The organism is Mycolicibacterium vinylchloridicum, assembly GCF_013404075.1.
In the GTDB taxonomy this organism is placed as follows: domain Bacteria; phylum Actinomycetota; class Actinomycetes; order Mycobacteriales; family Mycobacteriaceae; genus Mycobacterium; species Mycobacterium vinylchloridicum.
The window spans coordinates 45,736-70,207 of the sequence record NZ_JACBJQ010000004.1 but is presented as its reverse complement, the minus strand read 5'-3'; the positions used below and the strand labels follow the sequence as shown (position 1 = coordinate 70,207).

The following is a 24,472-nucleotide window of genomic DNA, read 5'->3' as shown; positions in this document are numbered from 1 at the left end:
TGCGGCGTGCCCTCTCGATTGGTGTTGCAAACAATTATCAATACGCTGCGCCTTCTGACAACGCGGCCAGCAGCCGCCGGGCTGCGGCAACGCGTCGCGCGGCTGCGCCGCTCAGCGCGTCGAGCGCGCATTCCGGGTCCGCCGGTGGTCCCATGTGACCGCATCCCCGGGGGCAGTCGGCGATGACGTCAGCCAGATCCGAAAACGACCGCAGCACGTCGTCGGGCTCGATGTGGGCCAGGCCGAACGATCGGATGCCCGGGGTGTCGACCACCCACCCGCCGCCCGGCAGCGGCAGCGCCACCGACTGGGTCGACGTGTGCTTGCCCTTGCCCACCCCCGACACCTCGCCGGTGGCGCGGTCTGCATGCGGCACAAGTCGATTCACCAGTGTCGATTTACCGACCCCGGAATGGCCGAGCAGCACGGTGACTTTCCCGGTGAGCAGCCGCTGCACCTCGTCGATCGGGTCGCCCCGGCCGGCGGTCAGGATGGTGAGCTCCAGATCGGCGAAGTTCTCGGCGAACGGCCCGGCCGGCGCGAGGTCGGTCTTCGTCAGGCACAGAATCGGCCGGATCCCGCCGGCGTAGGCCGCGATCAGTGCCCGGTCGACCAGTCCGGTTCGCGGCGGCGGGTCGGCCAGGGCAATCACCATGAGCAACTGGTCGGCATTGGCGACGACCACGCGTTCGGTGGGATCGGTGTCATCGGCCGTGCGGCGCAACACCGTTCGCCGTTCACGTCGGCGCACGATCCGGGCCAGGGTGTCGGGCCGCCCGGACAGGTCCCCGACGACGTCGACATGGTCGCCCACCACGATCGGCGTGCGGCCCAGTTCACGGGCGCGCATCGCGGTGACCTGCCGGTCCGGATCGCCCTGAATGACACAGCCCCACCGGCCGCGGTCGACGGTGACCACCATGGCCGACACCGCGTCGGCGTGTTCGGGACGGGTCTTGGTGCGGGGCCGCGAGCCACGGCCCGACCGGATCTTGACGTCGGACTCGTCGTACTCGCGTGGGCTCAACCGCGGCCCACCATCTCGGTCCACAGTGCCGGGAAGTCCGGCAGCGTCTTGGCGGTGGTGCCGATGTCCTCGACCTCGACACCGGGCACCCGCAGCCCGACGATCGCACCCGCCATCGCCATCCGGTGGTCGGCGTAGGAATGCCAGGTGCCGGGGTGCAGTGCGGTTGCGGTGATCACCAGGCCGTCGTCGGTTTCGGTGCAATCACCGCCCAGGCCGGTGATTTCGGCGCGTAGCGCGGCCAGCCGGTCGGTCTCGTGGCCACGAAGATGCGCGATGCCGGTCAGTCGCGACACCGAGCCCGGTTCGGCCAGCGCGGCCAGCGCCGCGACCGCCGGGGCCAGCTCGCCGACGTCGTGCAGGTCGACGTCAAAACCGGGGTAGGACTGCCGACCCTGCACCTCGAGGTCCGAATCGGTTTGGTGCACAGTCGATCCGAGAAGTTTCAGGATGCCGAGGATCGCGTCGTCGGGTTGCACGCTGACCGACGGCCAGCCGGTGATCCCCACCGTGCCGCCGGTCACCACCGCCGCGGCCAGGAACGGCACCGAATTGGACAGGTCGGGCTCGACGTCCCAGTGCCGAGCCGAGATCGGTCCCGGTTTCACCCGCCACTGGTTGGCGCCGCCGTCGTCGACGTCGACCCCGGCCTCGCGCAGCATCGCCACCGTCATCGCGATGTGCGGTGCCGACGGCACCGACGTGCCGGTGTGTTCGACCGTCAGGCCTTCGGTGAACGCAGCGCCGGACAGCAACAGGCCCGAGACGAACTGCGAAGAGCCGGAGGCATCGATCTCGACCGTGCCACCCTTGACCGCGCCTCGGCCGTGCACTCCGAACGGCAGCCCGGTGCCGTCGATGTCGACCCCCAGCCCGCGCAGCGCGTCGAGCAGGGGAGCGATCGGCCGTGCTCTGGCCTGCTCGTCACCGTCGAACTCGACGACCGCAGTGCTCAGCGCCGCCAGCGGCGGAACGAACCGCAGCACGGTGCCGGCGAGCCCGCAGTCGATACGCGCCCGCGGCGCAGGCGACAGCGCTCCGCCGACCACCAGCTCGGCGCCCTCGCCGGTGACCTCGATGCCGAGTGTCTGCAGGGCCCCGATCATCAGATCGGTGTCGCGGCTGCGCAACGCGCCGCTGATCGTGGAGTCGCCCTGGCCCTGGGCGGCGGCCAGGGCCGCGAGCACCAGGGTGCGGTTGGTCTGCGATTTCGAGCCGGGCACCGTCACGCGGGCGTGCACGGGTGACGAGGTCGACGGTGCTGCCCACAGCTCGGTGCTCACGGCTATACATCCTGCCTTGTCCGCGCGGTCGGCCTCGGCAGAGGCCGCCTATCGAACCTTGCGTCACCATGGAGTCATGTGCGGACGATTCGCGGTGACCACCGACCCGGCCCTGCTCGCCGAAAAGATCCAGGCCATCGACGAGGCTACCGAGGCGGCCAAGGAGGCCAGGGGGCCCAACTACAACGTCGCCCCGACGGCCACGATCGCCACGGTGGTATGTCGACACTCCGAGACTTCATCTTCTCCGGACACCCCGACCAGGCGGGTCCGGCTGATGCGCTGGGGCTTGGTGCCACCGTGGGTGAAGGCGACCGCCGACGGCACACCGGAGACCAAGGGCCCCTTGCTGATCAACGCGCGCGCCGAGAAGATCACCAGCTCGCCGGCGTTTCGGGCGTCGGCCAAGAGCAAGCGCTGCCTGGTCCCGATGGACGGCTACTACGAGTGGAAGCCCAACCCGGACACCCCGGCCGGCAAGAAGGCCCGCAAGACGCCGTTCTACCTGCACCGCGCCGATGACGAGCCGCTGTTCATGGCCGGGCTGTGGTCGGTCTGGAGACCAGGGAACGCGACTGACGACACTGTCCCACTGCTGACCTGCACGATCATCACCACTGACGCGGTGGGGGAGCTTGCCGAGATCCACGACCGCATGCCGCTGATCGTCGCCGAGCGCGATTGGGACCGCTGGCTGGACCCCGACCAGCCCGCCGATGCCGGGATGCTGAGCACGCCGCCGGATATCGCCGGTATCGATGTGCGCGAGGTCTCCACCCTGGTCAACGCCGTCCGCAACAACGGACCGGAGCTCATCGAGCCCGTCGATCCGCACAACCAACCGGTTGGCCTGTTCTAGCGGCTCGGCTGAGGTTAGGCTCACAGGCGAGATCCGATCAGCGAGAGGAACCGCCATGACCGCGGTCGAGCCGAAGGCCGATCAGGCCACCATCACCGTCCACAACCCCGCCGACGGCCGGGTCGTCGGCACCGTCCCGGTCGAGGGCCCGGACGCCGTCGCCGCCAAGGCCAGAGAGCTGCGGCTGTTCCAGACCGAATGGGAGTCCATCGGCCCGCGTGGGCGCAAGGTCTGGATGTACAAGTGGCAGGACTGGATCCTCGACAACGCCGACCACCTCACCGAGGTGTTGATGTCGGAAAGCGGGAAGTCGCACGGTGACGCCAGCCTCGAACCGGTGGCGCTGGCCGACTCCATCAAGTACTGGGCCGGCAACGCCGAGGTGTTCCTCGCCGACGCGCACCCCAAGCCGCACACGCTGATCTACCAGGTCAAGAAACTGACCACCGTGTACCGCCCCTATCCACTGGTCGGAATCATCGAGCCGTGGAACTTCCCGCTGGCGATGCTGGCGCTCGACGTGGTGCCTGCGCTGGCGGCCGGCGCCGCGGTATTGCTGAAACCATCTGAGGTGACGCCGCTTTCGGCCGTCGAGTTCGCACGCGGCTGGACCGAGATCGGGGCGCCCCCGGTGCTCGGGCTGGCCACCGGGTATGGCGCGACCGGCGCGGCGGTGATCGAGAACTCCGACTATGTCCACTTCACCGGATCGACGGCCACCGGCCGCAAGGTGGCGGTCGCATGCGCCGAGCGGTTGACCCCGTTCAGCCTCGAGCTCGGCGGCAAAGACCCGGCGATCGTGCTGGCCGACGCCGACATCGACCGCGCCGCCAACGGCATCGCCTGGGGTGGGATGTTCAACTCGGGGCAGGTGTGCATCTCGGTGGAGCGGGTCTACGTCGAGGCTCCGGTCTACGACGAGTTCATCGGCAAGCTCACCGAGAGTGTCCGCAATATCGCTCAGGGCCAAGAGGATTCGGGCTACAAATACGACACCGGCGCGATGGCCACCGCGGCGCAGCGCGATATCGTCGACCGCCACGTCCAGGAGGCCGTCGAGGCCGGGGCGCGGGTGCTCGCGGGCGGAAAGCCCACCGGGGTCGGCACGTTCTTCCAGCCGACGGTGCTGGCCGACGTCACCCCGACGATGTCCTGCATCGCCGAGGAGACCTTCGGGCCGACGCTGCCGGTGGTCAAGGTCGCCGATGAGGAAGAAGCCATCCGGCTGGCCAACGACTCCAAATACGGCCTGTCGGCGACGGTTTGGACCGGCGACCTCGAACGCGGCGAGCGGATCGCCCGCCGGCTGGAGTGCGGCGCGGTCAACATCAACGACGCACTGACCAACGTGTTCTGCCCGTCGCTTCCGATGGGCGGCTGGAAGGACTCCGGTATCGGCTACCGAGCCGGCGGTGCGAGTGGCCTGATCAAGTTCTGCCGCCAGCAGGCGATCACCGCCCCGCGGATCCCGACTCAGAAATCCGAACTGGTGTGGTACTCGTCGTCGCGGCGGCAGGGCCGGATCGCGCTGGCGGCGATGCGTGCCTTCGCCGGAAACGGTGTGCGGCGCTTCGGGATTCGCCCGAAGAAGTAGGCGAAGCTGGTGTAGGTCGCCCGTTCACCGGCCCTGGTCAGTCGATCAGGATGATAGTGTGCTGTATGGCCACCGCGGCGAGTAAGGACCGGACGAGCAAGGCGGGTCCTCGCCGCGCGACCGCGAACCCGAAGGTCGACGACGGCGGGACCCGCCAGCGGCTCATCGAGGCCGCGGCGCAGATCATGCACGACGAAGGCTATGCCGCGGCCACGTCACGTCGGGTCGCGACGAAGGCCGGCGTGAAGCAGGCGCTCGTCTACTACTACTTCCCGACGATGGACGACCTCTTCGTCGCGGTGTTGCGGTCCGGGGCCGAAGCCGCGCTGGAGCAGCTGCGGAAGGTGCTCACCGAGGAAGATCCGTTACGTGCGCTCTGGCGGATCAACAGCGACCCCCGGCAGACCGTCATGAGCACCGAACTGATGGCCCTGGCGAACCACCGCAAGGTGATCGGTGCCGAGTTGCGGAACTTCGCCGAACGGGTGCGTGACATCGAGACGGCGGCGGTGACGATGTCGCTGCGGTCTTACGGTGTCGACCTCGAAGCCTATCCGCCCGTGGTGATCTCCATGCTGGTTGCCCAGATCGCCCGAAGTGTCGGCAACGAGAACGCTGTTGGGCTCACACGTGGGCACGATGAGCTGCAGCGATTCGTCGAGAACCAGTTCGCGATGCTGTCCAAAGCACAGCGCTGATCGATCGAATGATCGTGTCAGTCGTCGGCGGCGATCGAGCGGCCCTGCGGTAAGCAAAGCCTGCGTGGCGCGGCAATCTACCGAGGCCCTCGTCGTCGGCGTCATGATCAAATCGGCTCGTAAGATCCTCTACTGCAACGTGTTCTAACTGCCACTCCGTGGCGCCCGGGTGTCTTCGCGTTGACGACCACTCGATTCACGCCGAAATCCTTGACACCTAATTGCCCGCCCTGTTATGAAGTTCATCACACATCAATTTGATCGATCGATCAGCAGAGATCTCAGTTCGGAGGCACGCATGTTGGACGCCGGTAAACCCCCCAACCCGCTGTTCGTTCCGGCTACGACCGCACGAACCGCGGTGAAGTTCGGCGGGTACGGCGGCATGGCCGTCGCCGTCTGGCTTTTCGGCGCGCTGGCGGCCGGGTACGGAGTGGCGTCGGCCGACTCCGGGCGCGATTCGGCCGGTGCGTCCTCGTCGTCGGCCTCGTCGTCGGATACGGCGCACTCTGGGCGGCGCGCGCCGGGTGGGGTCACGCCACCCGCCACCCGCGGCAAGTCAGCTGCTGGTCAGGTGACCAGTAGAGGTGGATCGAAATCCGGCACGCCCACCGCCGCGGCGCGTCCGGCCGCTGCGACGAAACCGTCGTCGGTACCCGCCGAGGCCACGCCCGCCGCCGCCCAGTCGCCCAGCACGCCCACCGGCACCGCGCACAGTGCGCTGGTCGTTCACCACACCGGCGCGGCCACCGCCGCGGTGGCGCCGGGCGGCTCAGCGCCGTCTGGGCCGATCGGCGTCCTGAACCACGTCATCACCTCGCTGCTCAACCCGTTCCTGAACCCGCCGCCGCCGGACACGCCAGGGCCGGTGGTGCCGTTGATCTGGTCGGTGCTCGGCGCCGTCCGGCGCGACGTGTTCAACCAGACGCCGACGATCGGGGACCCGGTCACGACGGTGCAGACCGGGCAGACCGTCACGGGCAACATCACCGCCTCTGACATCGAAGGTGACGCCCTGAAATACACCGTCACGCAAGGTCCGAAGTACGGCACGGTGACCATCGATCAGGCGACCGGCAATTACACCTACACCCCTGACGACATCAATTACACCGCTGCCCAGACGGATTCGTTCATCGTGTCGGTGTCCGACGGCAAGTTCAACATCCTGACCCCGCTCAGCTCGCACAGCGCGCAGGCCACCGAGGGCCTCACCGTGTTGAATCCCGCTGTGCAGCGCGCGATTCTGGACATGCCCGCCGGTGTGACCAAGCCGGTCAACCCGCGCTACTCCGAAGACGGCCAGTCCATCTACTTCGCGGCCATCCCGGCCGGCGCGACCCGTCAGGAGATCTATCAGATCGACATCGACGGCACGAATGCCACCTGCCTCACCTGTGGCGTGGCCCCGGGCGTGACCGCGAACCTGGGCAAGCCGGTTCCGTTCACCGACGGTTCCGGGCGGGTTGTGGTGCTCGTCGACAGCGGTGCCCAGTCGGGACCGACGTACTCGGTTCTGCAACAGGGTGAGAGCGGGGCGGAGCTGATCCCGATCGTAACGCCGGCGGGAGCGCCGGGCGTCATCTCCGTCAACGCCCAACGGGAGCTGCGGATTTCGCCCGACGGGCAGCATGTGCTGTTCAGCCGCATCATGCTCAACGGGGCCACCGGTGTCCTGCAGATCGTTCCCGTCGTCGGCGACTTGAGCTACAACGCGACGACCAACGAATACGACGTCACCGATGCGCGCGTGGTGTTCCCCACCGGTGAGGGCAAGCAGTGGACACCCGACGGCAAGGGTGTGGTGATCCTCGGCGGTTCGTACGAGCAGGGCAATGCCGACGACATCGTCGTCGACCTCGCCACTGGCAACGTGACCAGGGTGACGGCAAGCCTCGACTACGACGAGGACATGGACTACTCGCCGAATCAGCAGTGGATCGCGATCGGCAGCACGCGCAATCTCAACGCGCTGACCCCGATGACGAGGATCGTGCGCCAAAGCCTGCTGCCGGTCTACGTGGCCGCGCCCGTGTACGGCTATTACGCGACGCCGATCAACGTCTCGAATCAGGAGTGGGCAGTCGAGGTCGGCGATGAGCTCAAGCGCGAGAACGGAATTCCGTTGTTCGACACCGGCGACGGGTGGGCCGCCCGGAGCATGCCCAGCTGGAATGTCGACGGAACAGCGGTCACGTTCTGGGAGTCCAGCGTCGCTGACCCGACGCAGTCGCGGTTGGTGATCGCAAACCTGAAGTACACCACCAGCGTTGGGCAGCGGGCGGCCGATGTGACCACCCCCGACTCGTCGTCGTGGGCGCCGGCACTGACCAGCTACCATCCGTCGACGACACCGCTGGAGCCGGTCGGCACGTACAACGGCGTCGGCGGCGGCACCGCGGTGGTCACCGAGGCTCCCGACCCGAACAGTGCCGGCAAGACCATCCGCACCGTCACCTACACGAACTATGTGAACGAGGACGGGATGATCCTCAACGGCACCGAGTCGGCCGACTACCTGCCGAACCAGTCATCGGTTCACTACCTCGCCGACATCACGGTGACGGGAGCACATACCGGTTATCTGCACGCCGATGCGACCATCAACGCATTCCAGCAGTCGCTGACCGGCTACATCGTGTCCAACGTGGACGGCGACATCGAGGGGCTGCCGGATCCGGCCAAGGCCACCGACGCGCAGCAGAGCGCTTAGGGATTGGCGTAGCCGGGCGGGTTGGGGGTGTCGACCCACAGGTCCACCCCCAACTCGGAGCCCGGAATGCAGTCGTAGACCGACAGATCGGTGACGCCGGAATCCAGCAGGACGTCCTCGCACAGCAGTGTCTGCCCGGTGTATTCGCCGGCCGGCCTGCTCAGCACCGCGTAGGCGGCGTCGGCGTAGACCTCGGGCTTGCGGGAGCGGGCCATTGCCTCGTCGCCGCCCAGCAGGTTCTGCACCGCAGCGGTGGCGACCATGGTGCGCGGCCACAGCGTGTTGGAGGCAATCCCGGCGCTGCGCATCTCTTCGGCAATACCCAACGCGCACAGAGTCATTCCGAACTTCGCCATCATGTACGGAGTGGGCTTGAGCCACTGCGACTCCAGCCGGATCGGCGGCGAGAGGGTAAGGATGTGGGGATTGTCCCGGCCCTTCATGTGCGGGATGCACGCCTGCGAGACGGCGTAGGTGCCACGCACCTGGATACCGTTCATCAGATCGAAGCGCTTCAGCGGCACTTCCTCGATCGAGCCGAGGTTGATCGCCGAGGCGTTGTTGACGCAGATGTCGAGACCGCCGAACTGCTCGACGGCCTTGGCCACCGCGGCGGCCACCGAGTCGCCGTCGCGGACGTCGCCAACGATCGGCAGGGCCTGGCCGCCGGCGTCCTCGATTTCCTTGGCGGCGGTGTAGATGGTGCCCGGCAGTTTGGGGTGGGGCTCGGTGGTCTTGGCCACTAATGCGATATTGGCCCCGTCGGCCGCAACGCGTTTGGCGATGGCCAACCCGATTCCGCGGCTCGCGCCGGAGATGAACATGGTCTTGCCGGAGAAAATACTTGCCACCCGTGTCACCTTAGACCGCCCGGATGTCGGCGGTCACCGCCTGCGTCAGCCGCACCAGGTCCTGCGGTGCCAGCGCCACATCCCAGCCGCGCTTACCCGCACTGCACAACACCCGCTCGAAGCCCAGCGCCGAGCTGTCGACCACCGTGGGCAGTCGCTTGCGCTGGCCCAACGGGGAGATCCCGCCCAACACGTAGCCCGTCGCCCGTTCGGCAGCCGCCTGATCGGCCATCGCCACCTTGGCCAGCCCCAACGCCGAAGCTGCGGCCTTCAGTGACAGCTTCCACGGCACCGGCAACACGGCCACCGCCAGCACCGATCCCGCCGCGATGATCAGCGTCTTGAAGATCTGCTCCGCCACCAGCGAATCACCTGCCAGCGCCGCGACCGCCTCCTCGCCATAGGACTGCGAGCGCGGGTCGTGGTGGTAGCGCAGCACCTCATGGGGCGCACCGGCCGCCACCAGGGCGGCGATCGCCGGGGTTGCTGCACGACTCACCGGCACAGTTAACCGCGGGAAATAGCCTGGTGAGAAATCCTGTTGTGGACAGTGGTCGCCGCTATCAGGGACAGCGATCGGCCACAGCGTCGAAAAGCTGTTGGTCACAGCCTTAGGATTGGAAGGAGAGAAGTCCGGTGTCAGCTGCAGTCGCCATGATGTCGCAAGAGCAGGCACCCGCATTTCTCATCCGTCCGATACCGCTGCCGGAGTTCGTTTGGAGCACCGCGGCAGAAGGGACTGTGTCACCCACGATGACCGATATCGACACCGAGGCGCCTCAGCGCGAGGAGTCCGATGCGGAGTTGACCGCGCGCTTCGAGCGCGACGCGATCCCGCTGCTGGACCAGCTCTACGGCGGCGCGCTGCGGATGACCCGCAATCCGGCCGACGCCGAAGATCTGCTGCAAGAAACCATGGTCAAGGCCTACGCGGGGTTCCGCTCGTTCCGCGAGGGCACCAATCTCAAAGCGTGGCTGTACCGGATTCTGACGAATACCTACATCAACAGCTACCGCAAGAAGCAGCGCCAGCCGGCTGAATATCCGACCGAGGAGATCACCGACTGGCAGTTGGCGGCCAACGCCGAGCACACCTCAACGGGATTGCGCTCTGCCGAGGTCGAGGCACTCGAACTGCTGCCCGACACCGAAATCAAAGAAGCTCTTCAGGCATTGCCGGAAGAGTTCCGGATGGCGGTGTACTACGCGGACGTCGAGGGCTTCCCGTACAAGGAGATCGCCGAAATCATGGATACCCCGATCGGGACGGTGATGTCCCGGCTGCACCGAGGTAGGCGCCAGCTGCGCGCCCTGCTGGCCGATGTCGCCAAGGAACGCGGGTTTAACCGCGGCCAAGTGGAGGACACGCCGGAGGAGGTCGTCTCATGAGCGACGAGAACGTATCCGGTGACATGGAATGGCGCCCGCCGGTCGGGCCGGTGGACCCGGCCCACCCGGAGTGCGCTGCGGTGATCGCCGAGGTGTGGACCCTGCTCGACGGTGAATGCACGGCCGAGACGAAAGACCGGCTTCGCCACCACCTCGAGGAATGCCCGACGTGCCTGCAGTACTACGGGGTCGAGGAGCGGATCAAGAAGCTGGTCGCGTCGCGGTGCAGCGGAGAGACGGCTCCTAAGCACCTTCTGGAGCGGGTACGCCTGCAGATCAGTCAAACCACGATCATCCGGCGCGGATAGCAGCGCAAACAAAAGTGCCCGGCAGCTGCCGGGCACTTTGTGTATCAGGCGTTGGGACGCCTGCCGTGGTTCGCTTTGCTGTGCTTGCGATCGCGCTTCTTACGGCCACGCTTGGCCATGATGTACCTCCAGATGATTTGACGCTGCCTGGTTTAGCTCTGAATACAGTGTCTCACGGCCCCATCGCACCTTTGACCACCCGGTGTTGTGGTTCGATAGAGCCGCTAGACGAGCGAAGAGTGAGGGTGAAGATGGCCGAGGATGTTCGCGCCGAGATCGTGGCCAGTGTGCTCGAGGTCGTGGTCAGCAAGGGAGACCAGATCGGCGCGGGCGACACCCTGGTGCTTCTGGAGTCGATGAAGATGGAGATCCCGGTGCTGGCCGAAGTCGGCGGCACCGTGACCGAGGTCAGCGTCGCGGTGGGCGATGTCATCCAGGCCGGCGACCTCATTGCCGTGATCGACTAGCTTTGTCCACCCTCGGTGACCTGCTCGCCGAGCACACGGTGCTGCCGGGCAGCGCCGTGGACCACCTGCACGCGGTGGTCGGCGAATGGCAGCTTCTGGCGGACCTCTCGTTCGCCGATTACCTGATGTGGGTGCGTCGCGATGACGGCGCCCTGGTTTGCGTGGCCCAGTGCCGGCCCAACACCGCACCGACCGTCCTGCTCAAGGATGCCGTGGGCACCGTCGTCGCCGAGGGCGACCTGCCCCTGGTGACCTCGGCATTCGCCTCAGGTGCGATCGGCCGCGGCGACAGCGACCCGAAGCTGCGCGAACCCGATATCGACGTCGAAGCCGTCCCGGTCCGCTACAGCAATCACGTCGTGGCCGTCCTGACCCACCAGACCGCGCTGGCCGAGCGCCGCACGTCCTCACCGCTGGAGCGGGCCTACCTGGACTGCGCCGGCAACCTGCTGCACATGCTGAGCGAGGGCACCTTCCCCAATGTCGGCGATCTGGCGCTGTCCCGGTCGAGCCCGCGCGTCGGCGACGGATTCATCCGCCTCGACGTCGACGGTGTCGTCGTCTACGCCAGCCCCAACGCATTGTCGGCCTACCACCGCATGGGGCTGGCCGCCGAGCTCGAGGGTCACAACCTGGTCGCGATCACCCGGCCGCTGATCTCCGATCCGTTCGAGGCGCTGGAAATGGCCGAGCACGTGCGTGACTCGCTGGCCGGCGGGTCGAGCATGCGCCTCGAGGTCGACGCCGGCGGCGCCGCGGTGCTGATGCGCACACTGCCTCTCGTGGTCCACGGCGCCGCAGCCGGGGCGGCGGTGCTGATCCGGGACGTCACCGAGGTGAAGCGACGCGACCGGGCCCTGCTGTCCAAGGACGCGACGATCCGCGAGATTCACCACCGGGTCAAGAACAACCTGCAGACCGTGGCTGCGCTGCTGCGCCTTCAGTCCCGCCGCACCAGCAATGAGGAAGCCCGCGAGGCGCTGATGGAGTCGGTGCGCCGGGTGGCCTCGATCGCCCAGGTGCACGAGGCGCTGTCGATGTCGGTGGACGAGGAGGTCAACCTCGACGAGGTGATCGACCGGATCCTCCCGATCATGAACGACGTGGCCCGCGTCGATACCCCGATCCGGATCAACCGGGACGGTGCCCTGGGCGTGCTGGACGCCGACCGGGCGACCGCCCTGGTGATGGTGGTGACCGAACTGGTCCAGAACGCCATCGAGCACGCCTTCGAGCCGTCGGCCAAACAGGGCTGCGTGACCATCCGCGCCGAGCGCTCGGCCCGCTGGCTCGACGTCGTCGTGCACGACGACGGACGTGGGCTGCCCGACGGTTTCAGCCTGGAGAAGTCCGACCGGCTGGGCCTGCAGATCGTCCGCACCTTGGTCACCGCGGAGCTGGACGGCTCGCTGGGAATGCACGACGTACCCGGCGGCGGGACCGATGTGGTGTTACGTGTGCCACTCGGCCGCCGTTCAGGCGCACGAGTTCCGCAATAGCAAATGTGACGGACGCGACATTGCAAAACAAAAATCGCGGCCCCTGGCATTTGCCGGGGCCGCGATTTTAGGAACTGTGAATGCGGCCTAGACGCTGCTGCGCGCGCGGGTGCGGGCGTTGCGACGCTTGAGCGCGCGGCGCTCGTCCTCGCTCATACCGCCCCAGACGCCGGCGTCCTGTCCGGAGTCCAAAGCCCAGCTCAAGCACTCAGTCGTGACCGGGCACCGGTTGCAGACGAGCTTCGCATCGGCAATCTGGGCGAGTGCCGGACCGCTGTTCCCCACCGGGAAGAACAGTTCCGGATCCTCGTCACGACAGACTGCCTTGTGCCGCCAATCCATTTGTCGCTACTCCTTACTAAGTGCGCGACGAAGCGCGCTCGCTTTTCTTCGGCTGTTAACGCGTGCACACAAATGTTTCTGTGCTGTTGCATACGATCGTTTCACAGCCTCGACGGATGTCAATAGGACTCAGTTAACACGTGGGCAATGTCACTACAACCTCATGCTGGGGGTGGGTTACCGAACCCTCTACCCCTTTGTACTAGACTCAACTCACCTGCGCCCTCAAGCAGACCACGTGACGACATTACCGCTGGTCAGAGGGGTAGGGCACGGGCGGAGCGACCACGCTCAGCACCTCAGGAACCGCACGGAACGTCATTTCCTCGCGCAGTCCGAGAAAATCTCCGTCAATCTGGCTGGCGACCGGCTCGGAGGACTTGATCCGCACCCAGGCCACGTTGTCGTCGCGGATCAGGTGCTTGGCTTTGATGTTGTGCTTCGCCGACACCATGCGTCGCACCAGCATCAGGTTTCTCCAGACGTTCATGCTGGTCACGGCGAAAATGCCCAGGCCGGTCTCGAATGTGGTGTCCGGGTTGGTCCAGACCGGCCGGGTGTTGGCATAGGTCCAGGGGCTGGAGTTGGAGATGAACGCGAAGTAGACGCCGTCGACCGGTTCTCGGTCGGGCAATTCCAGGGTCAGGAGGGGCTCTTTGCGGGCACTGGACAGCATCTCGCGTACCGCCACCCGGATGTAGCGGCCCGCAGTTACCTTGCGGCCCTTGGCCCGCTGCGCCTCGACAGCCGCCACGACATCGCCGTCGACGCCCATCCCCGCGGTGAACACCGCCCAGCGCTCACCGCAGTCCATGAGTCCGATCCGCCGCCACAATGCGCCGTTGCGGCGCGCGCTGAGCAGGTCGACAAGCTGATTGGTGGCCTCGATCGGGTCAGGGCTGATGCCCAGCGCGCGTGCGAAGACGTTCGCCGACCCGCCGGGCACGACCGCCACGGCGGGCATGGCGTCCGACAGCGGCTCATGGCGGCTAGGCCTGCCCATCAGCCCATTGACCACCTCGTTCACCGTGCCGTCGCCGCCGTGAACGATGATCACGTCGATGCCGTCCTGCCTGGCGGCCGCGGCGATCTCGATGGCATGGCCGCGGTGATCGGTGTGGACCACGGTCAGTTCCACACGACTCTCCAGCGCATGGGCGAGCAGGTCGCGGCCGGCTGCGGTGGTGGAGGTGGCATTCGGGTTGACGATCAGGACGGCACGCACGAGCCATGAGCCTATCGGCGCGCGGCACCTGAATTCGAAGTGTTTGCCTGCGCATCACCAAGGGGTCAGCTGCCGGTGGCATGCTCGCGGCGTGGTGGTGGGGTCGGAGCAGGGGTCGGTCAGTGCCCTCGGATGGTTCCACCGGGCCTGTGAAGTGGTTGTCGCCCGGCTCCCGTTCGGTCTGAATTCCGTTGTGGCGCCGACCTTTCTGGGCTTTGTGGTAATCAATTCCGGCACCTTCGCGCTGGACCTGTTGGTCCTCACGCTGCTGCACGGCGTCTTGCATGTCCCATTCGGGGTTGCGGTGACGATCGCCTACGCATGTGCTTTCGCCGCGAGCTACGTCCTCAACCGGGTGGTGAATTTCCAGTCGCACGGCGCGGTCGGGCCGCAGGTGGCCGTCTACGTCGTCGTCGTCGTGATCAATTACCTGGCATTCATCCTCGGGGTCTCCAGCGCGCTGCGCGCCCTCGGTATCGAGTACCACGTGGCCCGGATTGCGGCCGGCGCCTGCGAGGGGATCTACATGTACTGCGCGATGCGGTGGGTGGTGTTCCGGCGCTGATTCACCGGGCGGGGGAGATGACGCGGGATGCCGCCTCGATTGCCGCCGCCCGCCGGTGCGCCAGTACGGCATCCGAGGTGGTCGCGGCCGTGGGGTCGGGAAAATGAGCCCAGGCCAGGGCGATGCCGAACAGGGTGACCAACAGGTCGTGCGGATCCCAGGACGGATCGACGTGCCCGGCGGCCTGGGCCTCGGCGATCGTGGTGATGGCCAGCTCGGGCAGGGGTTGGCCGTCGGCGGTGGGCTCTTCGAGGGTGAGTCCCTCGAGATGAGCCCACGCGACCATCCGGTGATGCTCGGGCCGGCGCACGTTGACGTCGAAGACGTCGCCGACGAACTCGGAGACCGCGTCCGGCCGCATCCGGACCGCCTGGAAGAACTCGGCGACGTCGACGGCGAGCACCTCACGGAAGAGCGCCTCCTTGTCGCCGAAGTGCGCATAGAGCCGTTCCTTGCTGGCGCTGGCCGCTGAGGCGATGCGGTCGATGCGCCCGCCCGCGAACCCGTACCGCGCGAACTCGGTGCGGGCGGCGGCCAGAATCTCCTCGCGCAGCTCTGAGGTGCTTCTCATGAGTCTGGAGTATAAAGAACGAACTAGTTCGTTTGGTAGGTGAGGAGTCGACATGGGTAGCCGAGCAGAGGTCGATCTGACCGCTGTCATGGATCATCCACCGCGGGTGCGTGCACTCAAGCGGGTACTGGGAGTGGTCGCCGACGGCATTGACCCGGTGATCGACCTGTGGCGCCCGTATATCGACGGGCTGGGCAATCTGCCCGCCGACGGTCGATTCCTGTTGGTGGGCAACCACACTCAGACGGGCAGTGCCGAATCCTTCCTCATCCCGTATGCCGTGCGCCGGGAGCTCGGGGTACGGGTGCGACCGCTGGCGGATCGTCAGTTCGGGCAAATGCGCGGACTGCCCGGCGACCTGCTGGCGGCGTTCGGTGGCGTGGTCGGCGCGCCGGAGACCGCGCGCGAGCTCATGCGGCACGACGAGACCGTGTTGGTGTTTCCCGGCGGCGGTCGGGAGATTCCGAAATTCAAAGGGGAGGAATACACCCTGCGCTGGCAGGGGCGGTCGGGGTTCGCACGGATCGCAGTCGAAACGGGTTATCCCATCGTGCCGGTCGGACTCGTCGGCGGTGACGACGTCTATCGCAGCCTCACCACCCGCGACAGCGCCTGGGGTCGCCTCAGCCAGGCCGTGAGCAGCCGGTTGGGCGGTCGCGACGATATGGCGATGCCATTGATCCGTGGCGTCGGGCCGACGCTCATTCCCCGGCCCGAGCGGATGTATCTGCGGTTCGGCGCGCCCATCGACACCACGACGCCCGTGGGAATCGACGCGACGGGTTGGGCCGACGAGGTGAAGCGGCGCACTCAGGCCGAACTGGAACAGATTCTGGACGACTTGCTGGTGTTGCGGGAGTCCGATCCGTACCGCGGGCTCAACCCGCTGGCATGGTTCCGCGCCGCGCGCCCGGACCCGGCAGCGGCCGGAAACGGCGCAGTGCGACGGGCTACCTTACGGGGGTGACCCAACCTGCCCTCCCGTCCGTGGTCCGCTACGCCGGTTTCGTGGCGGCCGCCCAAGGTGTGGTGGCCATCGTCGTGGCCGTCGTGCTGGTGGTGCGCGGGGTTGCCGGCGCCGACCAGCACATCGTCAACGGGTACGGGACGGCCGCCTGGTTCGCCGTCATGGGATCCGCCGTCCTGGCCGCCGGCTGGGCGCTGATCACCGGCCGACGATGGGGCAGAGGGATCGCGGTGTTCGCCAACCTGCTGCTGGTGCCGGTGGCCTGGTACATCGTGCAAGCGCACCATCCGGTGTATGCCCTTGCACTCGGTGGGGTGGCGATCGCGGTACTGGCGCTCTTGTTCAGCCCGCCCGCGGTGCGCTGGGCGTCGCGGGCCGACGATTAGACCTCCGCGGCCAGCGCCCGGAGTTCGGGGCCGCTCACGCGGTAGTTGAGCCATTCCGACATCTGTTTGCCGCCGACGGCGTCGTAGAGCGCGATCGCGTTGACGTTCCAGTCCAGCACCTCCCACGCCAGGCGGGTGTAGCCGTTGTCGACGCATTCCTTGGCCAGTGTCGCGAGCAGCGCACGGGCCAGCCCGCGGCGGCGGAACTTGTCGCGAACGAACAGATCTTCCAGATAGATTCCGGCCACGCCATCCCAGGTGGAGAAGGTGCGAAACCAGAGTGCCACCGCGGCGGCTTCGCCGTCGACCTCCACGAGGTGGCACGCGCCCACCGGATTGTCGCCGAAAAGTGCTGCGGTGATCTGGGTTTCGGTCACCGTGCACTGGTCGGCCGCATGTTCGAACTCGGCGAGTTCGCGGATCATCGTCACGATGTCGGCCTCGTCGCCAGGGCGGGCCAAACGGATCACGGTCATTGCTGCACCCCTAATGCGGACAGGATGGTCCTGAATTTCGTTGTGGTTTCCGCGACTTCGTCATCCGCGTCGGACTCGGCGACGATACCGCCGCCGGCTTGTGCCAGCGCTTCGCGGCGATCGGCGGACAATTGCGCGCCGCGGATCGCCACCACCCAGCGGCCGTCGCCGCGGGCATCGCACCAACCGACCGCGCCCGCGTAGAAGCCGCGGTCGCCTTCCAGTTCCGCGATCAGATCGACGGCCTCTTGCGTGGGCACACCGCCCACCGCCGGGGTGGGATGCAGCGCGAGCGCCAAATCGATTGCGGTGATGGCGGTATCGCGCAGCCGGCCCCGGATCGGGGTGGACAGGTGCCACAGCGCCGCGGTGTGGCTGAGCTGCGGTTGTGCCGCCACGTCGAGCTCGGCGCACAGCGGCGTCAACGCGGCGCGCATCGTGTCGACGACCAGCTGGTGCTCGTGGCGGTTCTTGCCCGACTCGGCCAGCGCCGCGCCATTGGCGGCGTCGGTCTGCGGATCGGCCGAGCGTGGCGCCGACCCGGCGAACGGCTGGCACGTCACCAGGTCGCCGGAGCGGGCGACCAGCAATTCGGGACTGGCGCCCACCAGCACGGACCCGGTGTAGTCACCCCCGGCGGGGGACAGGTCGGCCAGGTATGCGGTGGCCTCGGCGTCGGACGCCAGCTGCTGAAGGATCGCTCGCTCGTCCAGCGGATCGTCGGCGACCAGGCGCAGTGCGCGCGCCAAAACGACCTTCTGCAAAGCACTTTCGGGATCGGTGAGGCGCCCAAGGGCGGTGCGGATACGGGCACGGTGTTCCTCGGGCGAGGGGAGGGCCGCCGCGATCCGGACCGGCACCGGCACCGCCGCCGGCCAGGCGGGCAACTTGTCGGTGAACGTCACCGAGGTTGGTGACAGCAGGGCGGCCTTGCCCCGGATATCGAAGGGAAGCGCACCGACCACCACGTCGGCCGACCCGTCGGCCAGTGCGGCGGCAGCCGCCGCGACGTCGTCGTACCCGGTCTGGATCCCGTCGGCGACGACCGTCCCGGCGGGCCCGCTGAGCACAAAGGAAGGCTGTGCCATCACGTCCTGGTGACCGGCTCGCGGTGACTGGTCAATCCCAGCGCCGAGAGCTGTCGGAGGCCGTACTCGAAACCGCACACGGCAACCGAGGCCGCCCCGAATCCGTACCGCGCGCCTTCGCGCAGCGGCTGCTCCACCCAGCGGGTGACCACCGAGCGGGAGAAGTGGCCGTGGCCGACGAACACCACGTCCCGCTCGACCATGTTCTCCAGCGCGTAAGACACCGCCTGGTCGGCGCGCATGCTCACCTGGTCGACGCTTTCCCCGCCCGGGCAGCCGTAGGTCCACAGCAGCCAGCCGGGCGTGTCGGTGCGAATCTGGTGGGTGGTCAGGCCCTCGTAATCGCCGTAGTTCCACTCGGAGAGCAGCGGGGACACCTCGTCGACGGTCAGCCCGGCCAGTTCGGCGGTGGCCAGCGCGCGCTTACGCGGGCTGCTGACCACCAGCGGGTTGTCCAGTGCGAGGTGGTCGAGCGTGAGGGCGGCGAGCGTGGCCTGGGAGCGCCCGTGCTCGGTCAGGTCGAGGTCGGTGGTGCTGGTGTGCTGTCCGCTCTTGGACCACTCGGTTTCGCCGTGTCGAAGCAAGACCAGGCGATGCGTTCCGACACTCACGGTCATTGATTCTGCCCGATGACCAGGTGCGCCGTAACAGCCGGGACGCAACGGCGGCGAACCTGCAAGGATGGTCGGTGTGACCCGAGTATTGGCGGTGGCCAACCAAAAGGGTGGGGTGGCCAAGACAACCACGGTCGCATCCCTGGGGGCGGCGTTCGTTGATGCGGGTAAGCGTGTCCTGCTCATCGATCTCGACCCGCAGGGCTGTCTGACCTTCTCGCTGGGCACCGACCCGGACAAGTTGCCGGTGTCGGTGCATGAAGTGCTGCTCGGCGATGTCGAGCCCAGTGCCGCGCTGGTGGAAACGGCCGAGGGTATGACGCTGCTGCCGGCCAACATCGACCTCGCCGGCGCCGAGGCCATGCTGCTGATGCGGGCCGGGCGCGAGTACGCCCTCAAGCGCGCATTGGACAAGCTCGACCAGTTCGATGTGGTGATCATCGACTGTCCACCGTCGCTCGGTGTGCTGACCCTCAACGGCCTGACCGCGGCCGACGAGGTGATCGTGCCGTTGCAGTGCGAGACGCTGGCGCACCGCGGCGTCGGCCAGTTCCTGCGCACGGTGGACGACGTGCAGCAGATCACCAACCCGAACCTCAAGCTGCTGGGCGCGCTGCCGACGCTGTACGACTCGCGCACGACGCACAGCCGTGATGTTCTCCTGGACGTCGCCGACCGCTACGACCTGCCGGTGCTGGCCCCGCCGATCCCGCGGACCGTGCGCTTCGCCGAGGCCAGCGCGTCCGGGTCGTCGGTGCTGGCGGGTCGAAAGAGCAAGGGCGGCACCGCTTATCGCGATCTGGCGAGCTCGCTGCTGAAGCACTGGAAGTCCGGCAAGGCGCTGCCGACCTTCACCCCTGAGATCTAGGGATTCATGCCGAAGGCGACCAGCGCCTGACCCCGCTGCTCGATCACCTTCGAATCGGTGACCGTGGGGACCACCGGTCCCGCGCCGTCCGGGTGGGTGACGGCGATGACTCGCTCGAAAGCACCGCTGGTCGGGTCGTACACCCCGATGCCGTTGGTCAGCGGAATGAGTAGCTTGCCGGCCATCATCGCGCCCGGACCCAGCGGGCCCACCGCCTCGGCGTGGATGGCGTAGCGATAGGACAGCCGGCTGTCGAAGACCTCGACGCTGTCGCCGGTCCACCAGGTGAAAAGGTCGCCGGCACGGGTGACGGCCTGGGCCGGATTCGCAAGCACCGGAGCCTTTTTCAGCAGCCAGCTGGCGATCTTGACGCCGGTGTCGTCGTAGACGGCCATCTGGGGTTGCGGCGTGGGCAGATACACCAATGTCGTGGTGCCCGACACGGCCACCACCCGCGCTTCGGAATCGGCGCCGACGTCGGGCAGTGGGACATTCTTGGTGTCGGGTTCGTCTTCCTCTTTCGCCGGTTTCAACAGCGTCAGGCGCAGGTCCTTCTGGTCCCGACAGGCTTCCAGCACCGACACCGCCTCGTCGCTGGCCGCCGCCGACATCAGGGTGCAGCCGGTGCCGACACCCTGGTTGACCGGCTTGACCCTGGCGTCGATCTCGCCGTAGGACAGCATCCGTACCAGGTCCGAGCGCCACAGTTCCAGCCGGGTGGGGCCGGCCGAGAGGACGGCGCTGCCGTTGGAGCTGAGCACCACCTGCTTGTCGGCGTAGGCGGTGCGGGTCGGGCCGCGGCGACCGGTGCCGCCGTTGATGCCGCTGACCTGCCCGCAGCCGCGGACGTCGGGGTACACGGCGACGGCCAGGTCGTAGACGTAGGAGACCCCGCACAGATTGGTGTCACGGGCGTAGGTCCAGCGGACCTGGCCGGTCTGCGGGTCGCGGCCCTCGACAGTGGTGCCGTCGCCGGTCACCACGGTGCCGGCAACCACGATGGGGCTCAGGGTGCGCGGGCTGACCGCCGTCCACAGTTGATGCAGTGTGTCCGGAACCACCCGCGCCGGAACCGGATTGGGGGCCGGTGAGGTGGCGGGCCTGCTGATCGTGGCCCGGGCCGAACTGTTCCACCAGAACAGGACGGCAACCACGGCCACGACAAGCGCGATCGTCGCCGCCGCGATGAGATCGCCCTTCGTACGGCGCTCTGGTCTGACCATCTAGGCGACGATAGCGGTCGTCAGCTTGCTGTTGCTGGGGCCTCGGCGGCGTTGCGCGGCCGGCGCCGGCGCCGGCGCTTACGGGCCGGGCTGTCGTCGCCGCCGTCGGCTGCCGTGGCCGTGTCGTCAGAGGCCGGGGCGGTGGCGTCAGACGCCTCGACGTGACCGCTGGCTCCCTGGCCGCCGCGGGTGCGACGACGGGACCGGTTGCGGCTGGGCCGCTCCCGATTGGCGTCCGTCGAGCTGATCCGGGTGCCGTCCTGCTTCTTGGCGGTCTGCGCCGACTTGCGCGGGCCGCCGATCGTCCCGCCGGCCTCGGTCGGGATGCTCAGTTCCTCGTAGAGGTGCGGGGAGTTGGAGTAGGTCTCCGCCGGATCCGGGCAGTCGAGCTTGAGGGCCTTGTCGATCATCGACCAGCGCTCGAGCTCGTCCCAGTCGACGAGGGTGATCGCGATGCCCGTCTTGCCGGCCCGGCCGGTGCGCCCGATGCGGTGCACGTAGGCCTGCTCGTCTTCGGGGATCTGGTAGTTGATCACGTGGGTGATGTCGTCGATGTCGATACCGCGGGCGGCGACGTCGGTGGCGACCAGTACGTCGACGTCACCGGTGCGGAACGCCTTGAGCGCCTTCTCGCGGGCGATCTGGCCCAGGTCGCCGTGCACGGCGCCCACCTTGAAACCGCGCTCGCCGAGTTCGTCGGCGACCTTCTGCGCGGTGCGCTTGGTGCGGGTGAAGATCATCGTCGCGCCCCGGCCCTGAGCCTGCAGGATTCGGCTGACCATCTCGACCTTGTCCAGCGCGTGGGCACGGTAGACGAACTGCTCGGTGGTGTCGTGGGTGGCCGCCCCCTGCACGCCTTCGGCCCGGATGTGGGTGGGCTGGTTCATGAACGTGCGGGCCAGCGTGATGATCGGGTCCGGCATGGTCGCCGAGAACAGCATGGCCTGCCGCTTCTCGGGGATCTGCTTGAGGATGCGCTCGATATCGGGCAGGAAGCCCAGGTCGAGCATCTCGTCGGCCTCGTCGAGCACCAGCACCGACAGGCCGCCGAGCTGCAGGTGCCCCTGCTGGGCCAGGTCGAGGAGCCGGCCCGGGGTGCCGACGACGACGTCGACGCCCTTTTGCAGCGCCTCGATCTGCGGCTCGTAGGGGCGCCCGCCGTAGATTGCGGTGACGGTGAGCTTGCGGGTTTCGTCGGCCTGCAGGTACTTCGATGCGGCGACGAGGTCGCCGTGTACCTGGAGGCAGAGCTCGCGGGTCGGTACCACGACCAGCGCGCGCGGGATGCCGCTCAGCGGGCGCTCGGTGTCGGTGGTGATGCGGTGCAGCAGCGGCACGCCGAAGGCCAGGGTCTTGCCCATGCCGGTGCGGGCCTGGCCGATGAGGTCGTCGCCGGCCAGCGCCATCGGCAGCGTCTGCTCCTGGATGGCGAAGGCGTATTCCTTACCTTCTTCGGCGAGTGCCCGGACGATCTCGTCACGCACTCCGAGCTGGGCAAATGAAAGCTGGGGATGAGTTGTCAAAGGGGTCATGTGGTGGCGTTGTGCCTTCCGTAGTCGTTCCTCGTTGCTGTGTCCAGCGCGCACGAGTTCTGACTGTCGGAATGGAGTCGGCGTCGTCTTATCGATACCGATTCGCCGGGCCCTGCACTGAGGGAGGCGGGCCCACTGCGTGCACGCACATTTCCTTGACCACGCCTCACGGCGCTTGTCGAATGCCATTGTAGCTGGTCGCGCTTGCCGAGACTGATCGCAGCCCCGGCCGGGACTACAGTGTCGGCCATGACCGCCCCGCAGCCATCCGCCGAATCAGCGGCGCGCATAGCCGCCGATCACCCCGGCGTCAACGAGTTGTTCGCGCTGTTGGCCTACGGCGAGGTCGCGGCGTTCTACCGGCTCACCGACGAAGCGCGGATGGCGCCGGACCTGCGCGGCCGGATCAACCTGGCCAGCATGGCCGCCGCCGAGATGGCCCACTACGACCTGCTCCGCGACGCCTTGGAGGCGCGCGGTGTCGACGTCGTCCCGGCGATGTCGCGCTACGCCTCGGCGCTGGAGAACTACCACCGGCTGACCACGCCGAGCACGTGGTTGGAGGCCTTGGTCAAGACCTATGTCGGCGATGCGCTGGCCGCGGACTTCTATCTCGAGATCGCCGACGTGCTGCCCGACGAGGTGGCGTCGGTGGTGCGCGGGGTGCTCTCCGAGACGGGCCACTCGCAGTTCGTGGTCGCCGAGGTTCGCGCGGCGGTGACCACCAGCGGGCGGCAGCGCAGCCGGCTGGCGTTGTGGTCGCGCCGGCTGCTCGGGGAGGCGATCACCCAGGCCCAGTACGTGCTGGCCGACCATGACGAGCTCGTCGACCTGGTGCTGGCCGGTCCGGGCGGGCTGGGTCAGGTGGCCGATTTCTTCGACCGGTTGCAGCGCACGCACGACGACCGGATGCGCCAGCTCGGCCTGGCCTAGCGGTTGCAGGTCGCGGATATCCCGTTGTCGGTCTGCGCGGCGACGGTTTCCCCGCGGGCATCGGTGATCCAGCAGTTCAGCTGGCTTCCGTTGCTGCTGGCCGTGACGTAGTTGACCGGGACATTTGGCGTGACGGTCAGCTGCCAGGGCAGGCTCACGTTCTCCGCCGTCCGCAACGCCCCGTTCTCGTCGGCGTAGGTGACGGTCACCGAATCGTCGGGCCGCTGATTGCCGGCGACGGTGTAGACGACCTGGTTCGGATCGATCAGGCTCTGCGCCATCGGGGCCGCCGCCGGGGCGGTGGTCTGGGTGACCATGACCGGCGTCTCCAGCGGCAGGCCGGGGACCGTGACGATGACCGGAGCGGGCGGCGGCGTCGACGTCCGGGGTCCGGGGATGGCCACGACGGTTCGGGTCGGGGTGGCGCCGCCGAATTCCGGCGTCGTGGTGGCCGCGTCACCGGTGCGCACCACCAACGTCGTCGCCGAGGCGGCGACCAGCACGCCCGCGGTGGTCAGGGCCACCCGCGGCCACTGAATCAGCCGCTGTCGGCGCTTCTTGTCGCTCACGAGGCCAGGTTATGGACGTCCAGGCCGCGTTGCGGCGCGCCGCGCCTATCCGTTGCCATGCTGTTATCCCAGCTTGACGCCCTATTCGCTAACCGCGAACGGCTGCCGTCAACCGCGTCGGTGGGCGTCCACTAGCCTTCTGGGTAACGCGCAGACGACAGAAAAGGGGCCAGCGTGGAGGTCAAGATCGGTGTCACGGATAGCCCGCGCGAGCTCGTGTTCCAGAGCTCCCAGACGCCCGCCGAGGTGGAAGACCTGGTGACCGCGGCGTTCTCGAAGGGCGGCTCGGACGTGCTGAGCCTGACCGATGACAAGGGCCGCCGCTTCCTGGTGCAGACCGCCAAGATCAGCTATGTCGAGATCGGTGTCGCCGACGTGCGCCGGGTCGGCTTCGGGATCGCCGCGGGACCTGCCGGCGCGTGAGT

28 protein-coding genes are annotated in these 24,472 nt (G+C 67.6%); 14 read left to right on the top strand and 14 right to left on the bottom strand.

The features are described from left to right. Positions 1 to 37: 37 nt before the first annotated feature. Positions 38 to 1,027: a ribosome small subunit-dependent GTPase A gene (gene rsgA, locus HPC46_RS05195; protein ID WP_179467493.1), complete on the bottom strand. Its 990-nt coding sequence runs from the start codon at positions 1,025 to 1,027 to the stop codon at positions 38 to 40. Then, positions 1,024 to 2,310, bottom strand: a complete 1,287-nt coding sequence (gene aroA / locus HPC46_RS05190; RefSeq protein WP_179467491.1) for a 3-phosphoshikimate 1-carboxyvinyltransferase — start codon at positions 2,308 to 2,310, stop codon at positions 1,024 to 1,026. Before aroA ends, rsgA begins: the two co-directional genes overlap by 4 nt. A gap of 76 nt (positions 2,311 to 2,386) precedes the next feature. Here aroA and HPC46_RS05185 point away from each other — a divergent pair, with 76 nt between their 5' ends. The 4 genes from HPC46_RS05185 to HPC46_RS05170 all read left to right on the top strand — a co-directional run bounded on the left by HPC46_RS05185 (position 2,387) and on the right by HPC46_RS05170 (position 8,174). After that, entirely contained in the window at positions 2,387 to 3,169 is a 783-nt protein-coding gene (locus tag HPC46_RS05185; protein ID WP_179467489.1) for an SOS response-associated peptidase, read from the top strand. A gap of 55 nt (positions 3,170 to 3,224) precedes the next feature. Next, the gene (locus HPC46_RS05180) at positions 3,225 to 4,763 is read left to right on the top strand and encodes an aldehyde dehydrogenase family protein (protein WP_179467487.1); all 1,539 of its coding nucleotides are present in this window, start codon (positions 3,225 to 3,227) and stop codon (positions 4,761 to 4,763) included. Between the two features lie 65 nt (positions 4,764 to 4,828). After that, complete coding sequence (locus HPC46_RS05175) at positions 4,829 to 5,461, top strand: TetR/AcrR family transcriptional regulator (RefSeq protein ID WP_179467485.1); 633 nt, start codon at positions 4,829 to 4,831, stop codon at positions 5,459 to 5,461. Positions 5,462 to 5,759: 298 nt separating this feature from the next. Beyond that, on the top strand, positions 5,760 to 8,174 hold the full coding sequence (locus HPC46_RS05170; protein WP_233716232.1) for a cadherin-like domain-containing protein: 2,415 nt from the start codon (positions 5,760 to 5,762) through the stop codon (positions 8,172 to 8,174). Here HPC46_RS05170 and HPC46_RS05165 read toward each other — a convergent pair. Both HPC46_RS05165 and HPC46_RS05160 read right to left on the bottom strand, forming a co-directional pair. Further along, a complete protein-coding gene (locus HPC46_RS05165) occupies positions 8,171 to 9,025 on the bottom strand; it encodes an SDR family oxidoreductase (protein ID WP_325096570.1) in 855 nt (284 codons plus the stop codon). The genes HPC46_RS05170 and HPC46_RS05165 overlap by 4 nt on opposite strands. Positions 9,026 to 9,035: 10 nt before the next feature. Then, positions 9,036 to 9,524 carry an aminoacyl-tRNA deacylase gene (locus HPC46_RS05160; protein ID WP_179467483.1) on the bottom strand — a complete coding sequence of 163 codons (489 nt, stop codon included), beginning with the start codon at positions 9,522 to 9,524 and terminating at the stop codon, positions 9,036 to 9,038. Between the two features lie 254 nt (positions 9,525 to 9,778). On the opposite strand from HPC46_RS05160, the gene HPC46_RS05155 reads away from it, so the two are divergent. After that, positions 9,779 to 10,414, top strand: coding sequence for a sigma-70 family RNA polymerase sigma factor (locus HPC46_RS05155; RefSeq protein WP_179467834.1), 636 nt, complete (start codon positions 9,779 to 9,781; stop codon positions 10,412 to 10,414). Then, entirely contained in the window at positions 10,411 to 10,722 is a 312-nt protein-coding gene (rsrA, locus tag HPC46_RS05150; protein WP_179467481.1) for a mycothiol system anti-sigma-R factor, read from the top strand. Before HPC46_RS05155 ends, rsrA begins: the two co-directional genes overlap by 4 nt. Positions 10,723 to 10,766: 44 nt before the next feature. Here rsrA and HPC46_RS35930 read toward each other — a convergent pair whose 3' ends face one another. Beyond that, positions 10,767 to 10,841 carry a 50S ribosomal protein bL37 gene (locus tag HPC46_RS35930; RefSeq protein ID WP_085976028.1) on the bottom strand — a complete coding sequence of 25 codons (75 nt, stop codon included), beginning with the start codon at positions 10,839 to 10,841 and terminating at the stop codon, positions 10,767 to 10,769. A 132-nt stretch (positions 10,842 to 10,973) separates the two neighbouring features. On the opposite strand from HPC46_RS35930, the gene HPC46_RS05145 reads away from it, so the two are divergent. Both HPC46_RS05145 and HPC46_RS05140 read left to right on the top strand, forming a co-directional pair. After that, positions 10,974 to 11,189 (top strand): biotin/lipoyl-binding carrier protein, encoded by a 216-nt coding sequence (locus HPC46_RS05145; RefSeq protein WP_005140556.1) that lies wholly within the window; start codon positions 10,974 to 10,976, stop codon positions 11,187 to 11,189. A 2-nt stretch (positions 11,190 to 11,191) separates the two neighbouring features. Continuing rightward, entirely contained in the window at positions 11,192 to 12,688 is a 1,497-nt protein-coding gene (locus tag HPC46_RS05140; RefSeq protein ID WP_179467479.1) for a two-component system sensor histidine kinase PdtaS, read from the top strand. 87 nt (positions 12,689 to 12,775) lie between these two features. Here the strand turns inward: HPC46_RS05140 and HPC46_RS05135 are convergent, their stop codons facing one another. Both HPC46_RS05135 and HPC46_RS05130 read right to left on the bottom strand, forming a co-directional pair. Continuing rightward, a complete protein-coding gene (locus HPC46_RS05135) occupies positions 12,776 to 13,030 on the bottom strand; it encodes a WhiB family transcriptional regulator (RefSeq protein WP_005140559.1) in 255 nt (84 codons plus the stop codon). Between the two features lie 247 nt (positions 13,031 to 13,277). Then, positions 13,278 to 14,255, bottom strand: a complete 978-nt coding sequence (locus HPC46_RS05130) for a diacylglycerol/lipid kinase family protein (protein WP_179467477.1) — start codon at positions 14,253 to 14,255, stop codon at positions 13,278 to 13,280. A gap of 91 nt (positions 14,256 to 14,346) precedes the next feature. Here HPC46_RS05130 and HPC46_RS05125 point away from each other — a divergent pair, with 91 nt between their 5' ends. Then, a complete protein-coding gene (locus tag HPC46_RS05125; protein ID WP_179467475.1) occupies positions 14,347 to 14,820 on the top strand; it encodes a GtrA family protein in 474 nt (157 codons plus the stop codon). 1 nt (position 14,821) lies between these two features. Here HPC46_RS05125 and HPC46_RS05120 read toward each other — a convergent pair whose 3' ends face one another. Then, positions 14,822 to 15,391: a TetR/AcrR family transcriptional regulator gene (locus HPC46_RS05120; protein WP_179467473.1), complete on the bottom strand. Its 570-nt coding sequence runs from the start codon at positions 15,389 to 15,391 to the stop codon at positions 14,822 to 14,824. 52 nt (positions 15,392 to 15,443) lie between these two features. Between HPC46_RS05120 and HPC46_RS05115 the strand changes: the two genes are divergently transcribed. Then, positions 15,444 to 16,358, top strand: coding sequence for a lysophospholipid acyltransferase family protein (locus tag HPC46_RS05115; RefSeq protein WP_179467471.1), 915 nt, complete (start codon positions 15,444 to 15,446; stop codon positions 16,356 to 16,358). Beyond that, positions 16,355 to 16,744 (top strand): hypothetical protein, encoded by a 390-nt coding sequence (locus tag HPC46_RS05110; RefSeq protein ID WP_179467469.1) that lies wholly within the window; start codon positions 16,355 to 16,357, stop codon positions 16,742 to 16,744. The genes HPC46_RS05115 and HPC46_RS05110 overlap by 4 nt, the downstream gene beginning before the upstream one ends. Here HPC46_RS05110 and HPC46_RS05105 read toward each other — a convergent pair. The 3 genes from HPC46_RS05105 to HPC46_RS05095 are packed head-to-tail and all read right to left on the bottom strand — an operon-like array spanning position 16,741 to position 18,919. Next, a complete protein-coding gene (locus HPC46_RS05105) occupies positions 16,741 to 17,220 on the bottom strand; it encodes a GNAT family N-acetyltransferase (protein WP_179467467.1) in 480 nt (159 codons plus the stop codon). The two genes, HPC46_RS05110 and HPC46_RS05105, sit on opposite strands and share 4 nt — an antisense overlap. After that, on the bottom strand, positions 17,217 to 18,308 hold the full coding sequence (locus tag HPC46_RS05100; protein WP_179467465.1) for an isochorismate synthase: 1,092 nt from the start codon (positions 18,306 to 18,308) through the stop codon (positions 17,217 to 17,219). Before HPC46_RS05100 ends, HPC46_RS05105 begins: the two co-directional genes overlap by 4 nt. Next, positions 18,308 to 18,919, bottom strand: coding sequence for an acid phosphatase (locus HPC46_RS05095; protein ID WP_179467833.1), 612 nt, complete (start codon positions 18,917 to 18,919; stop codon positions 18,308 to 18,310). Before HPC46_RS05095 ends, HPC46_RS05100 begins: the two co-directional genes overlap by 1 nt. 70 nt (positions 18,920 to 18,989) lie before the next feature. Here HPC46_RS05095 and HPC46_RS05090 point away from each other — a divergent pair, with 70 nt between their 5' ends. Beyond that, the gene (locus HPC46_RS05090) at positions 18,990 to 19,790 is read left to right on the top strand and encodes a ParA family protein (RefSeq protein ID WP_179467463.1); all 801 of its coding nucleotides are present in this window, start codon (positions 18,990 to 18,992) and stop codon (positions 19,788 to 19,790) included. Here HPC46_RS05090 and HPC46_RS05085 read toward each other — a convergent pair. Next, complete coding sequence (locus tag HPC46_RS05085) at positions 19,787 to 21,013, bottom strand: Rv3212 family protein (protein ID WP_179467461.1); 1,227 nt, start codon at positions 21,011 to 21,013, stop codon at positions 19,787 to 19,789. The genes HPC46_RS05090 and HPC46_RS05085 overlap by 4 nt on opposite strands. Before the next feature lie 20 nt (positions 21,014 to 21,033). Then, positions 21,034 to 22,545, bottom strand: a complete 1,512-nt coding sequence (locus HPC46_RS05080; RefSeq protein WP_179467459.1) for a DEAD/DEAH box helicase — start codon at positions 22,543 to 22,545, stop codon at positions 21,034 to 21,036. Positions 22,546 to 22,794: 249 nt separating this feature from the next. Between HPC46_RS05080 and HPC46_RS05075 the strand changes: the two genes are divergently transcribed. Then, on the top strand, positions 22,795 to 23,478 hold the full coding sequence (locus HPC46_RS05075; RefSeq protein ID WP_179467457.1) for a ferritin-like fold-containing protein: 684 nt from the start codon (positions 22,795 to 22,797) through the stop codon (positions 23,476 to 23,478). Here the strand turns inward: HPC46_RS05075 and HPC46_RS35710 are convergent. Further along, entirely contained in the window at positions 23,475 to 24,047 is a 573-nt protein-coding gene (locus HPC46_RS35710; RefSeq protein ID WP_179467454.1) for an MmpS family transport accessory protein, read from the bottom strand. The genes HPC46_RS05075 and HPC46_RS35710 overlap by 4 nt on opposite strands. Before the next feature lie 174 nt (positions 24,048 to 24,221). Between HPC46_RS35710 and HPC46_RS05065 the strand changes: the two genes are divergently transcribed. Then, a complete protein-coding gene (locus HPC46_RS05065; RefSeq protein ID WP_179467452.1) occupies positions 24,222 to 24,470 on the top strand; it encodes a DUF3107 domain-containing protein in 249 nt (82 codons plus the stop codon). The last annotated feature ends 2 nt before the right edge of the window (positions 24,471 to 24,472 follow it).